This is a genomic window from Paenibacillus sp. WLX2291 (genome assembly GCF_046603665.1).
GTDB lineage: Bacteria > Bacillota > Bacilli > Paenibacillales > Paenibacillaceae > Saccharibacillus.
Genome location: NZ_CP176755.1, coordinates 3,713,222 through 3,726,491 on the forward strand (window position 1 = coordinate 3,713,222; position 13,270 = coordinate 3,726,491).

A 13,270-nucleotide genomic window follows, 5' to 3' on the forward strand; every position below is an offset into this window, starting at 1 on the left:
TTGTCTGCTTGTTTACGATCCTTTTGCTCCAATGTGTGAATTAGCTTCTCGAGTCCTTTGATCTCAATCTCATACTTTTCGGATACGTCTTGAATCAGTTTGTATTCGAATTGTATTCAATATTAGGGTGCAAGTGATGCCAGCTTCTGGTCAGGGGACATCGTAGCATGAAGAGCTTTGACATAAATGTTCAATTCGCGCTCGATCTCGGCAGTGGTGCGTAGCTTCATCCAGCTGGCAGCCAGTTTGGCAGATTCGCTGGCAGATGTATATAGCACGGATTGCTTGATTTTGAGAAGCGATTGCGGTGACATGCTCAGCTGGCGAATGCCCAGATGATTCCAAAATGGGATAGAGCGTTCATCCCCTGCCATTTCGCCGCATACGCTAACTGGAATGCCGTTCTCGCGTGCCGCCTCCACTGTTGTACGCAGCATGCGCAATACAGCCGGATGATATGGCGTGTACATATGCGCAATATGCTCGTTCATGCGATCCACTGCCAGTACGTACTGTACCAGATCATTACTACCAATACTGAAAAAGTCGCATTCCTCAGCGAGCAAATCGGCAATCGCAACGGCAGCTGGCACTTCGATCATAATCCCAACTTGAATCTTGTGGTCGTATGTGATCCCGCGCTGATCCAGTTGTTCTTTTGCCGTATTCAGCAGCTTGTTCGCCTGCTGTAATTCTTCCAGTGAGGAGATCATTGGATACATAATTTTCACTTGTCCATACGCACTAGCTCGCAAAATAGCTAGTAGCTGCGTGCGGAACATGTCCGGTTGATCTAGGCAGATACGGATTGCCCGATAACCGAGAAATGGATTTTCCTCTTCTGGTACTTCAAAATAATCCAGTTCCTTGTCGCCGCCAATATCTAGCGTACGAATGATGACCGGATGCTCGCCTGCCTTCTCGGCAACTTGACGGTAAATATGAAATTGCTCCTCTTCACTCGGCAGTGACTTGCGATCCATGTACATAAATTCTGTACGGAATAGTCCCACGCCCTCTGCACCATTTTGCAAGGCGATCTCCAATTCCTTCAGCGAGCTAATATTAGCGGATAATCGCATACGGACACCATCGCGGGTAACCGGATCGATGGCAATCAATTGTTCTAATTGGCGTTTACGCTGCTGCTGTTCATGGCGCAGCTTATTGTAATGATCCTGAGTTTCGCGGTCAGGGTCCACGTAGACGATGCCTTGATCGCCATCGACAATCACCTTTTGCCCTGTTTGGATCAGGCTGTCCAGCTCGCCGTCCAAACCGGATACAAGCGGAATGCCCAGCGCGCGTGACATGATCGCGGAGTGGGATGTCTTGCCACCCATAATCGTTACGATGCCCAGCACATGCTGCGGATTAAGATGCACTAGCTGCGATGGCGGTAATTCCTTCGCCACTAGAATGTACGGCTGATTGTCAGTCGGCAGCTTCACTTCCGGCGCACCAAGCAGATGCTTGAGCAGACGGTTACCCACGTCCTTGATATCAGCAGCGCGTTCCTTCATATATTCGTCATCCAGCAGATCGAACATCGTCACAAAGTGATCGGTCGCTTCCTGTACCGCCACCTCTGCCGCCTTATACTGACGTTCAATAATGCCTCTGATTTCATTCATAAATTCCGGGTCTTCGAGAATCGCAATATGCGCATCAAAGATGCTCGATTCCTCAGGACCGGCAATTTCGGCAAATTCGGTTTTCATCGATTGGATCTCATGCTTGGATGTACGAATGCCTTCATATAAGCGTTCAAACTCCCGGGTGAGATCGGTCGCATCGAGCTTCTGCTCCGGCACGTCCCATTCCCAGGTTGGCAGTACAAATGCTTTGCCCATAGCCACCCCTGCGGCGGCCGCAACTCCATGAATCATGCTTTTTCCTCCCCACCGTTCTTGTCGTACAAGACTACCGACATTACGGTCCCCTGCCCTTTTTTCACCTGTTTAAATGGAGCAAAGCTCCATGCTTTGACGCGGTCCGGGTTCGTAATAACCATAGGTGTCGCAAGCGACGGTGCGTTTTTTTGCAAATGGTCCAGATCGAATTTGATCAATAATTGTCCGGCTTCGATCACATCGCCAGCTGCCACATGTGCTTCAAAGCTGCCTTTGAGCTGGGACGTATCAATCCCGATATGCAGCAAAATCTCTACACCTTCCACGGTGCGAATACCAAGTGCGTGCATGGTCGGATACAAATGAATAACCGTACCGGATACTGGCGATACGAGTTCTCCACTTTCCGGTATGAAGGCAACACCTTCTCCAACCAGCTTACCTGCAAAAATCTGATCCGGCACATCGGTCAGCGGAATCATTTTCCCTTGTACTGGTGCACAGAATTTCACCTGTGACAGATCACGTTCCATCAGCTTGCGAATCTCTTCGCGAATCAGTTCGGAATACGTGCCGAATACGATCTGCACATTGCCGCCGCCCAATTTGATCAATCCGGCGGACCCAAGCTCCTTGAGCGCTTTGCCATCCAGCAATCGATCGTTTACCACCGTCAGACGAAGACGCGTAATACAAGCCTCGACCTGCACGACATTTTCCTTGCCACCGAGCGCCTGCAAAATCAATGGAGCCTGATAAGGTATATTACCCACCCAGTCCCCAAGTGTCGACGCTTCCTCGCGTCCAGGTGTCGGAATGCGGAATGTACGGATCGCGTAACGAAACACCGTATAATATATAACGGCATATACAAGCCCAATCGGAATAAGCAACCAGGCATTTGTTGATAAATGATAATTGAGTACATAGTCGATCACACCAGCGGAATATGAGAAGCCGTGATGAATATCGAGTGCATACGTAATCCACATCGCCAGACCAGACAACACGATATGCAAAATAAACAAGCCCGGTGACGCAAACAGAAACGCAAATTCAATCTGCTCTGATACTCCGGTCAAAAAGCATACTAGTGCGGCACGTACGAATGTTTTGTGCACTTTGGGCTTGAGATCTTCGCGTGCTTCATGAATAATCGCCAGCGCGGCTGCGGGCAAAGCAAACATCATAATCGGATACAATCCCGCCATATAAATCCCCGCTGTCGGATCACCACTGAAAAAGCGGGGCAAATCGCCCTGAATCACATCGCCATGCGCCTCATAAGAGCCTACCTGAAACCAGACGATATTGTTGAGCAGATGGTGAAGCCCAAACGCTGACAAAATCCGATACAGCGCTCCATATAAAAATAGCCCAAATCCGCCCATCGTCGATAATACCCAAGTCAGTCCATTCAATATATGTTGCAGCACTGGTGCCAACCAGAGCATTATACACGCAAACACAGACGAGAATAGTCCCATAAACAGCAACACAAATCGAGAGCCGCCAAAAAACTGGATCGCCTCTGGTAATCGTACATTTTTGAATCGCCTGTACGCCGCTCCCGCAATCACACCAATGATGATTCCGATCAGGGTAGAAGGCTGAAGCAACGCCTCACTAAAATGCTTAACGACATAATCATATAAAGCCATCCCGGCAAAAGCTGCCAGTCCAGCCGGTCCTTCCTGATTGGCAAGGCCAAGTGCGACACCGATTGCAAATATAAAAGGCAAATAATGAAAGATACTCTGTCCTGCGATGGTGGCGACTTCCGAAACCATCGGTACGCCCCATGATGCCCACGGTAATCCGCCCACACTGAGTAGAATCGCCGCAGCCGGAAGTACCATCGTAGGGAGCATAATTGCTCTGCCGAACTGCTGCAGGGAACCTAGCCAATTCAACGCGCCTTCCCCCTTCCTATACCTGATGGTACGCTGTCGGTCAGGTTTTGTCAAAGCTATTGGTAAACCATTCCATAATCGGCAAACAAGCATCTTTAATACTTTTGCAAGCGCTTGCGTAGCAAGTTATGAATATGAACATATATCCATAACATCTGTATGACGATCGGTATGGCATTTTCCCTGCATATCATCATTGATTAGTCGATACATATTCTTGTCTACACACATATTCTTCTCTACAAAAGAAAGCTGCTCCGGCGTCTTGCCTGCCGGAACAGTTCTTAGTTGATTTATTGCAAAGTATGATTGGAAATAAACCTGTCTACTCACTTATTGCCGCACAGGACGCAAAATTGCTTCTTCCACCTTGATACAGCGATCCATAATGATGTTCAGATCGTGCTCTTGAGCGATTTGTGCCGCTTCCTGATTCACAACACCGAGTTGCAGCCATAATGTACGCGCACCCACTTCCACCGCTTCGCGTGCAATATCCGCACAAAATTCACTACGCCGGAACACATTGACCATATCAATCTGCTCCGGTACATCAGCAAGCTGTGCGTAACAGGTTTCACCCAAAATTTGCTGCCCGGCAGCCATCGGATTGACCGGGATAATACGATAGCCGCGACTTTGCATCGCTGCTGCTACCATATAAGATGTACGATCCATTTTATCGGACAGACCGACAACGGCAATATTGCCAGTTTGCTCCAGAATTGTTTTGATCTCTTCTCTTGCAGGATTTTCAAAAGCCATCGCTTCCGCCTCCTTGGTGAAATAATAGATTCGGTATCGTTCTATACTATACCCATTCTACCTTTGCACCAAGCGCGGCGATATGATCAAAGTACTGCGGATACGATTTGGCAACATGATGGGCATCCTGAATACGAATCGGCGCTTTCGCACGCAGACCGACGATCGACAGCGCCATGATGACACGATGATCGTAGTGGGCATCAATCGTTACGCCACCTTCAACGCCTTCGGGACGACCATGTACGATGATCTCTGCCTGACGTTCTTCCACATTCGCTCCTGCTTTGCGTAACTCGTTCAAATAATCGGTAATCCGGTCGCATTCCTTATACCGCAAATTCTCTACATTATAGAAGCGGGACGTTCCTTCCGCGAATACAGCGGCAGCAACCATCGCTAGCACCGCATCCGTTGCAGCGTCACCGTCAAATTCTACCGCCTTCAGCGTAGCATTGCCTTTGACATGTACGATGTCATTGTCATGCGTCAGTGGCACCTGCATCATTTGCAGCACATCCACAACCGCTTTCTCGCCCTGTTTGCTCTCTACCGGTAAACGGTGAATGATCACATCGGAAGTAGTTACCGCTGCTGCTGCCAATACGGCGGCAGAACCTGGATAGTCACCTTGAACGGTATATTCTTGCGCTTTGTACTGCTGACGACCACGTACACGGTAGTGCATCAGATCATCGCTAGCTTCGATCACGATACCCGCCTGCGCTAGCACTTCCAACGTTTGACCGACAACGACTTTGGATTTGAGATCGTTCAGAACAGTAATCTCGCTATCTTCCTCCAGTAGCGGTGTCAGGAACAGCAGTGCACTGAGATATTGCGAGCTAACACTACCGGAAACGGTGAGTTTGCCGCCTTTTGGTTGTCCACCGCGAATCGTAATCGGCAGACGACCATTCTGGTGCTCCACCTGTACACCGAGTTGACCAAGCGACTCAATCAGATCATCATGCGGACGTTTGCCAAGCGAGTCCGGGTATGTATTGACAAAAGTCACATCCGGGCACAATGCCGCAATCGCCATCAGGAAACGAAGTACCGCTCCCGCGTTGCCAACATTCAATTCTTTTATATCACGCGGTTTGCTACCGAATCCGGTAATGACAATTTTCTCATCATCCTCTTCCAGCACAGCGCCCAGATCACGGATACAGCGGCGCATCGCATCGCTATCTTCACTATGTGCCGGAAAATGGATCGTGCTTGTGCCATCAGCGAGTGCAGCAACTAGCAGGTAACGCGTCGTGTAGTTTTTGGAGGACAATGCTCCGATTTCCCCTTTTAATTCCGGGGTAGGGGTGACGATAACATCCATAGTGTAAGCTCCTTATAAGTTAAATTTACATAACCAGCACGGTACTTTTTCCCGTTTTTGCATGCAATTGACAGGGTACGTCATGCCCGGTATGATGAAAATAGATTCTCTTTTGTATATAATTCCAATTTAATGAATAGAGGGTATAATTATGGCCAGAGAAACACAGATTACGACTGAAGAACTCCGGCAGCGTATTGCAGCCGGTGACAAACTGCAACTGATTGATGTCCGCGAGGATGAGGAAGTCAGTCAAGGTATGATTGAAGGTGCACAGCATATTCCAATGGGTCAGATTCCCGCACGCTTGGACGAAATCAGCTCCGATACGGAAGTGGTACTGATCTGCCGCAGCGGATATCGCAGCGAGCGTGTACGTGAATATTTAAGTGAGAACGGCTATGATAACTGCCTGAATATGTCAGGCGGTATGATCGATTGGGTGGAGGGCGAATAAGCCCCCGCCCTTTTTCCATGCTTCAGATCCAATGATTGCTATTGATCTATGATCAGATGAATCGAATCATTCGTGCGGTTCCATCCTACTCCTGCATGAATTGCTTCAATATTGTGCGCTGCTCAACCGGCAATCTGCGCCTGCTGTAGCCCTTGTTCCGGCGTACCGTCTACAGAAACGACATGACCCCAGAATAGATCATTGTCATGAAACCAGAACGAATACCCTTCCGGTGTAATCGTGATATCTTCCAGCTGTAGACGCTTGGCGAACTCCGCTTCCGTCAGCGGCTGCTCGTCTTCTTCCAACCAGCTGTTATTTTTTAACGTTGTTAATTCCTTAGCGGCAAAAGCTCGGATTCGTTCATCCCACTGCGCCGCTTCATCCAGAAAACGATACGCCATTTGTAGCTGCTGCTGGATGAAGTCGCCTTCACTCTGTTGGATGCTGATGTGTATTGGTTGTCCGAGCCAGTTCATTTCGCCATCAAAGGTTTGCACCATACGGTTCAATGTCAGCTTGCCTAGCCGAGCATCCTGTATCGATACATGCTCCATCTGCTCTTGCAGCATCGCTTCCAGCCCCGGATCTTCAAACGGATCAATCTCCGATAGCCATTCCACCAGTAAAAAGCGGTTCCCATTGCGCCGCACCTTGAGATGAAATAGACGGTCTGACTTAATCTGCTGTGCATAATTGTCCAGCACCTGCACTTCGTCCTTGACCAGCAGAGTAAATGAACCGCTCTGAATCTTGTCCTGATCATGCAAACGCCAGCCATTCAGGCTGATCACGCCTGTCCAGTACTGCTCGTCAAACAGACAGCTGCGTGTGAAGCCGCTACTGCCAGTCAGCACAATCACATCTAATACCTCAGGAGCAAACTCTGCTTCAAATTGGATAATCTCCTCCGGCTTGTACTGTTGTTGCTCATCCATAGACTGTAATCCTCCACTTCTACGCCTAAAATCTAAGAAGCTTGAACGCGGTAACGTGTTAAAACCTGCAAAGCAACTTCATCCGGAGTTAATAGCGAAGTGTCCACGGTAACATGCGCAAATTGATATACCTCTTTGCGTTCTTCCATAATAGTACGCACGCGTTGCCGCGTATCGCCAGCGAGCAATGGACGATTGTCGTCTCCAGCCACACGGTTTACGATATGATCTACATCAGCTGTCAATGCGACGACCAGTCCTTTCTCTAACATGACCGTACGATTCCATTCACGTAACACACAGCCACCGCCTGTAGAAACGATCTGCCCGGTCTGGTGCAGCACCTCTTCCAGTACACGACTTTCCAGATCGCGGAAATAGGCTTCGCCGTGAATACGGAAAATCTCCTGTACCGACATGCCTTCCTTTTCGGCGATCACGGTATCCATATCAACTAGCGGATAATCCAGACGTTCGGCAAGCAAGGTGCCAACGGTTGTCTTACCTGTTCCCATCATGCCGACGAGAATGATGTTGGCATGCTGAACTTCACTTTCCTGATGCAATGTGCACACCTCTTTCAGCATCTGTTTTATTCCACACATCATAACATAATGAGGAAAGTTTAGACAATGGTTTGGGTGGGGGGAATTGGGGTGATGCTGGGCAGGGTCCACTTCGGGAAGGAATAAGGGGACTGACTTCGGTGGAGATACGAGAATCTACGGATTGGATACGTACTTGTAGATTCTCGTATCTCCAAAGTCGTCCTTTCCCCTTATTTCCTTCCCTTCGTTCCGTGCTGCTTGCATCAAATCAGATTCCCGGATTAGGTGATGAGTAGGAGGGATTTTGAAAGATTTTCAAATAGTTGGAAAACTAAGTGAGGAATAAAATGGGTTTGTATATGGTTGGGAATTGTATGTTTGAGTTTATTGTTCTGGTTTGTTTGACAATGAAAAAAGGAGCGGATTGGTGTCCGCTCCTTGAGGTTTGGCTGTTGGTGAGTGTGATGTAAGAATTAGTTCATCCACTCGTAGTGGAATGTACCTTCTTTGTCCACGCGTTTGAAGGTGTGGGCGCCGAAGTAGTCGCGTTGTGCTTGCAGCAGGTTTGCTGGCAGGCGCTCGGTGCGGTAGCTGTCGAAGTATGCCAGTGCGCTGGAGAAGCCTGGAACTGGGATACCGTATTTTACAGCTGTGGCAACCACTTCACGCCATGCGTCTTGGTAGTTTTCGACGATGTTTTTGAAGTAGTCATCAAGCAGCAGGTTTTTGAGGCCGCCGTCTTTGTCGTATGCGTCTTTGATGTTTTGCAGGAAGCGGGAACGGATAATGCAGCCGCCGCGGAAGATCATAGCGATGTTGCCGTATTTCAGATCCCAGCCGTACTCGTCAGACGCTGCACGCATTTGTGCGAAGCCTTGTGCGTACGATACGATTTTGGATGCGTACAGTGCTTTGCGGATCGCTTCGATAAACTCGGCTTTGTCGCCAGAGAACGCTTCGGTTTTAGGGCCGCTCAGGATTTTGCTTGCTGCTACGCGCTCTTCTTTGATCGCGGACAGGAAGCGTGCAAATACGGATTCGGTAATCATGGACAATGGCACGCCGAGATCAAGTGCGCTTTGGCTTGTCCATTTGCCTGTACCTTTTTGACCAGCAGCATCGAGGATCACATCAACCATCGGCTTGCCAGTTTCTTCGTCATATTTGGTAAAGATATCAGTTGTAATTTCAATCAGGTAGCTATCCAGCTCGCCTTTGTTCCACTCGTCGAAAATGGAATGCAGTTCTTTGGTGTCTGCACCCAATACGGATGTGAGCAGATTGTACGCTTCACCGATTAGCTGCATGTCGCCATACTCGATACCGTTGTGAACCATTTTTACATAATGGCCTGCACCGTCCGGTCCGATATATGTACAGCACGGATCGCCCTCTACATGTGCAGAGATAGAAGTCAGAATTGGTTCAACTAGCTTGTACGCACTTTCTTGTCCACCCGGCATAATAGCTGGGCCTTTCAGTGCGCCTTCTTCGCCGCCGGATACACCAGCACCGATAAAGCGGAATCCTTTGTCTTCCAGATCTTTGCTACGACGTTGAGTATCAGGGAAATGCGCGTTACCGCCATCGATAATAATATCGCCTTGATCCAGATGTGGAACCAGCTGTTCAATGGTAGCGTCGGTTGCTGGGCCTGCTTGAACCATGATCAGGATTTTACGCGGAACTTCCAGCGATTGCACGAATTCCTCGATTGAGAAAGAACCTACCAGATTTTTGCCTTTGGCTTCTTCCAGCAGATCATGTGTTTTTTGCGGGGAGCGGTTGAATACGGATACGCTGAACCCTTTGCTTTCAATGTTAAGAGCCAGGTTCTTACCCATTACGGCAAGACCGATTACACCAATTTGTTGTTTAGACATTTCCGGTTCTCCATCCTTTACTTCGGTATTTGTATTTCCTCATTTTGAATCTTTCATGTGAGTCCATTCAACATTTTACATGTTTTACGGATATAAAGAAAGTCCAAAGGCGTGATCGCGTAAAAATTCATAAAAACGTTGAATTTTGTGTAAAATTCTAACTATTTTTATGATTCCTACGTATATCACGCCTTATATTTTACTTTTCCAAACGAATTAGCTCGAAACGCAGATTTTCCAACATTTTTTTACAAGCTTCTGCTGTCTCCGAATCGCCTGCTTTGAGAGCTGCATTCAGACGATCCAACGACTCGTCAATCTGATCCTCAATCGATGCAATTCGCTGCTCGCCTTCCATCGACATATAGAGCGTATTGAGCGATTCCCGCGTTGGTGTCGATTCCTTCTGATACAGAATGCGCTGTTCAAAGCCGGAGATTTCCACCATACGGATCACTTCGCCGAACAGAATGTTCTCAACTAGAATCTGTTGGTCGCGAAAGCGTTTGACAATGGCGTGTCCCTTCGTCTGTCCGATCAACTTTTCCATCCATTCTGCCAGACGCGCATCGTGAATCCGATAATCGCCGATCAGCTTGTAGCCTTCTTGCGTCTGCTGGAAACGCAGCTTGGTCATATGATTGTTCGTCCGAATCGATACGATAAAAGAATCGTCGGTTTCGCGCCAGTAGAGGGAATACCCTTCCTTGATCAGATCGCGGATCAAATTCTGGATATCCCGGCGTTCAAAACGCAGTTCTACGTTACAATATTCTACTTCATAGCTCTTGTTCACAGTAATCCCTCCTTTTGGGCGTTTGGTGCGGTAAACGCAAGAGTTCATTGAACGTTGACTGGTTGGAAACGATAGAACGATGGTGTTGATTATGATGTATTAGAATAAATATATATGATCAATCAGGCTGTCGAGCGGTTAGTGATACGTCGTGTACTATGCTTATTATGAGAACATACAAGTCGATTGGAAAATGGAACGGGAGGGTAACTGGAAATCCATATTGCTCTGTCTTCCAGTCGATCGGAACACAATGCCGATGACGGGTGTCCACGTTTTCATTTACCGGAACAGCTTGATTATTTTTTACCCGTTTGCCGGTTTCTCTAAGCAGTAAACAGGCGCACACATGTAATCTTCATGAAATATACGTAGCGGAATATGCTATCATAGCTGGTAGATGATCTTGTTGATCGATAACAACCTGTATGAAGAAAGAGAGGCTCTACTCTGGATGAAGCAAACGACTGAAAACACATTTCCCGGCTTTACAGCCAAAGACTTTGACGTATTTGCCATCGATGGTCTGGAACCGCGTATGGAGGCGCTGATTGAGCGCATACGTCCCAAATTAACGACTCTTGGCGAACAGTTGCAACCCCACCTGTCCACACTATGTGGTGAAGAAATGTTCGTGCACGTCGCCAAGCATGCACGACGTACCGTAAATCCGCCCAAAGATACATGGGTCGCATGGGCAGCGAACAAACGCGGCTACAAAGCGCTCCCCCATTTTGAAGTCGGCATGTTCGGCAGCCATGTGTTTGTCGTATTTGCTATTATATACGAAAGCCCGCGCAAAAAAGATTTTGGACGCGCTATGACGGAACATTTGAAAAAGGTAAAACATGCTGTACCTGATCATTTCTACTGGTCGCCGGATCATATGTCGCCACATGGTACACCGCAGTCCGAATTGTCCGATAAGGAACTACTGGATATGGCAGACCGCTTGCAACAGGTAAAAAAATCCGAAATCATCTGTGGAATGCGACTGGATAAGAATGATCCCTTGTTACAAGACGGCGAGAAATTCGCTCAAACCGTTGAAGATACATTTGAGCAACTGCTTCCATTATACAAAATGGCATTTGCCTGATTGTAATAAGGTACATGACTCATTCTTATGTATATCAAAAAAAGCAATTTCTATATATTAAAAAAGCAATTTCCGCACCACTTGATTCTAAGTGTGGCGGAAATTGCTTTTTTTAACGAATATCCGGGCGTTGCCGAATCATAATGATATGAATGATGAACAGCAGCAGCATTGCACTGGCACTCACATAAAATGGCGCCTGTGGACTGATACTGTCCCATAGCTTACCAGATACGATAGGTCCGATGACGAGCCCTGAACCTTGTAGCGTCAGAAACAGTCCCCAGACCGCTCCTTTTTCTTTTGCCGGAACGAGATTCGCAAGCAAGGAATTCCACGCTGGCAAAATCATCGCATAACTGAATCCAGCACATAGTACAAAGATCCAGATCCACAATAGCTGCTTCGTTGACGCTAGTCCGATCAACGCTATCCCCGCCATAACAAAGCCGATACGCAAAAAGAACTTACTGCCCACCTTGTCAATCAGCCGTCCTGCCGGAATCAGTCCCAGCACTGTGACCGCACCACCGCCAATTAAGAGTGCATTGAAATACGCAGGCGTTAAGCCAAGTTCATTCACTACATATAACGTAATGATCGGCGTCAACACACCAAGTGCAAAGGACTGCATAAACAGCGCCGGATATAGCAGCGGATGAATACGCAGCGAACGTAGTAGCTGGATATAATAATGAAGCTTGCCTTTGCCATGTTGACGCTCTGGTAGAGCTGATGTGGCATCGCCATGAATCGCAACAGTTGGAGCTTCAGATGACGTAGGATCGCCGTCTGCTTCTGCTTTACTTTCCGAGGCGTGTATAGGAATAGCACCGCCATGACCGCGTCCCGGTAAAAATAGCGCAACCACTACAACTATGATCATACACAGCAGCAGAATGCCGAACGAAATAGTATACGAATCGCCATGTAACCAATTCATCACAACAGGACCCAAGCCTGCTCCGCCTAGCGAAGCAATCTCGATAATGCTCATATGTGTACCATAATTCCCAGTCTCACTGGAAATGTCCGTGATCTTGGACATCACACACGGCCAGAGCGGCGCACTGCCGATCCCCATAACAGCACAGGCTACAATGAGCCATCCTGAATACTGTACCGTAGACATGACGATTACAGCTCCCAGAATGAGCAGCATGCCTATCGTCATGACCATGCGAAAGCCAAGTCGCTCTGCCAGCCATCCTGCCGGACTGCGCAGAGCGTTATCCCCTACATATTGACTGGCAAACGCAATCCCGATCGCAAAGGCAGGCAATCCTAGTCGATGACCCATATAAAGGGGCAGCAATGTAACGAGTAATCCCCCTTTTACAAATTCCACAAAAAAAATAAGCAGCCACAAATATACAAACAGCAGTCGATTACGCTGACGTTTCACTGCCGTCTGTTGCGCTGTTGGATATGAGAGTAAGGACATTGACGACTCCCTTCATGCTGTCGATTTCATGCCATCTTCTGCCATTGTATCATAGACCAAAGCCACTTCAGCAAGTTTCACCATCACATTGTACAAGCACCATATTTCCCTATATAGCGGGCTTTACAATAACTTGACAAAAATCTCCCATAAGATAACTATTGCATTCCCCCCTCTTTTTGCTATACTCATTTTTGTTTGGTTTTTCAATGAATGACCTTACATTGACTTCAAATCC

The 13,270-nt window shown here is 47.8% G+C and carries 11 protein-coding genes; 2 read left to right on the plus strand and 9 right to left on the minus strand.

Annotated elements, in window-relative coordinates:
* Window positions 1-122 precede the first annotated feature (122 nt).
* The 4 genes from ptsP to aroA all read right to left on the minus strand — a co-directional run bounded on the left by ptsP (window position 123) and on the right by aroA (window position 5,867).
* Window positions 123-1,889, minus strand: coding sequence for a phosphoenolpyruvate--protein phosphotransferase (gene ptsP, locus ACDE64_RS15855; RefSeq protein WP_411347452.1), 1,767 nt, complete (start codon window positions 1,887-1,889; stop codon window positions 123-125).
* Window positions 1,886-3,766 (minus strand): glucose PTS transporter subunit IIA, encoded by a 1,881-nt coding sequence (locus ACDE64_RS15860; protein ID WP_411347453.1) that lies wholly within the window; start codon window positions 3,764-3,766, stop codon window positions 1,886-1,888. Before ACDE64_RS15860 ends, ptsP begins: the two co-directional genes overlap by 4 nt.
* A 333-nt stretch (window positions 3,767-4,099) precedes the next feature.
* Window positions 4,100-4,531 carry a CoA-binding protein gene (locus ACDE64_RS15865; RefSeq protein WP_411343108.1) on the minus strand — a complete coding sequence of 144 codons (432 nt, stop codon included), beginning with the start codon at window positions 4,529-4,531 and terminating at the stop codon, window positions 4,100-4,102.
* 46 nt (window positions 4,532-4,577) lie between these two features.
* Entirely contained in the window at window positions 4,578-5,867 is a 1,290-nt protein-coding gene (gene aroA / locus ACDE64_RS15870) for a 3-phosphoshikimate 1-carboxyvinyltransferase (protein WP_411347454.1), read from the minus strand.
* A 151-nt stretch (window positions 5,868-6,018) separates the two neighbouring features.
* On the opposite strand from aroA, the gene ACDE64_RS15875 reads away from it, so the two are divergent.
* Complete coding sequence (locus tag ACDE64_RS15875) at window positions 6,019-6,324, plus strand: rhodanese-like domain-containing protein (RefSeq protein ID WP_411347455.1); 306 nt, start codon at window positions 6,019-6,021, stop codon at window positions 6,322-6,324.
* A gap of 122 nt (window positions 6,325-6,446) precedes the next feature.
* Here the strand turns inward: ACDE64_RS15875 and ACDE64_RS15880 are convergent, their stop codons facing one another.
* From ACDE64_RS15880 to ACDE64_RS15895, 4 genes are all read right to left on the minus strand, one after another.
* Entirely contained in the window at window positions 6,447-7,262 is an 816-nt protein-coding gene (locus ACDE64_RS15880) for a DUF2262 domain-containing protein (RefSeq protein WP_411347456.1), read from the minus strand.
* Between the two features lie 32 nt (window positions 7,263-7,294).
* Window positions 7,295-7,849: a shikimate kinase gene (locus ACDE64_RS15885; RefSeq protein ID WP_411347457.1), complete on the minus strand. Its 555-nt coding sequence runs from the start codon at window positions 7,847-7,849 to the stop codon at window positions 7,295-7,297.
* Between the two features lie 434 nt (window positions 7,850-8,283).
* Window positions 8,284-9,693, minus strand: a complete 1,410-nt coding sequence (gndA, locus tag ACDE64_RS15890; RefSeq protein ID WP_411343113.1) for an NADP-dependent phosphogluconate dehydrogenase — start codon at window positions 9,691-9,693, stop codon at window positions 8,284-8,286.
* A 199-nt stretch (window positions 9,694-9,892) separates the two neighbouring features.
* The gene (locus ACDE64_RS15895) at window positions 9,893-10,489 is read right to left on the minus strand and encodes a hypothetical protein (RefSeq protein WP_411343114.1); all 597 of its coding nucleotides are present in this window, start codon (window positions 10,487-10,489) and stop codon (window positions 9,893-9,895) included.
* A 454-nt stretch (window positions 10,490-10,943) separates the two neighbouring features.
* On the opposite strand from ACDE64_RS15895, the gene ACDE64_RS15900 reads away from it, so the two are divergent.
* Window positions 10,944-11,588, plus strand: a complete 645-nt coding sequence (locus ACDE64_RS15900; RefSeq protein WP_411347458.1) for a YktB family protein — start codon at window positions 10,944-10,946, stop codon at window positions 11,586-11,588.
* 112 nt (window positions 11,589-11,700) lie between these two features.
* Here ACDE64_RS15900 and ACDE64_RS15905 read toward each other — a convergent pair whose 3' ends face one another.
* Window positions 11,701-13,032: an MFS transporter gene (locus tag ACDE64_RS15905; protein WP_411347459.1), complete on the minus strand. Its 1,332-nt coding sequence runs from the start codon at window positions 13,030-13,032 to the stop codon at window positions 11,701-11,703.
* Between the last annotated feature and the right edge of the window lie 238 nt (window positions 13,033-13,270).

Bases quoted from the DNA above. Each gene is read 5' to 3' on its own strand.
- ACDE64_RS15905 (WP_411347459.1), bottom strand. From the start codon at position 13,032: ATGTCCTTACTCTCATATCCAACAGCGCAACAGACGGCAGTGAAACGT.
- ACDE64_RS15875 (WP_411347455.1), top strand. From the start codon at position 6,019: ATGGCCAGAGAAACACAGATTACGACTGAAGAACTCCGGCAGCGTATT.
- ACDE64_RS15885 (WP_411347457.1), bottom strand. From the start codon at position 7,849: ATGCTGAAAGAGGTGTGCACATTGCATCAGGAAAGTGAAGTTCAGCAT.
- ACDE64_RS15900 (WP_411347458.1), top strand. From the start codon at position 10,944: ATGAAGCAAACGACTGAAAACACATTTCCCGGCTTTACAGCCAAAGAC.
- aroA (WP_411347454.1), bottom strand. From the start codon at position 5,867: ATGGATGTTATCGTCACCCCTACCCCGGAATTAAAAGGGGAAATCGGA.
- ACDE64_RS15880 (WP_411347456.1), bottom strand. From the start codon at position 7,262: ATGGATGAGCAACAACAGTACAAGCCGGAGGAGATTATCCAATTTGAA.
- ACDE64_RS15865 (WP_411343108.1), bottom strand. From the start codon at position 4,531: ATGGCTTTTGAAAATCCTGCAAGAGAAGAGATCAAAACAATTCTGGAG.
- gndA (WP_411343113.1), bottom strand. From the start codon at position 9,693: ATGTCTAAACAACAAATTGGTGTAATCGGTCTTGCCGTAATGGGTAAG.
- ptsP (WP_411347452.1), bottom strand. From the start codon at position 1,889: ATGATTCATGGAGTTGCGGCCGCCGCAGGGGTGGCTATGGGCAAAGCA.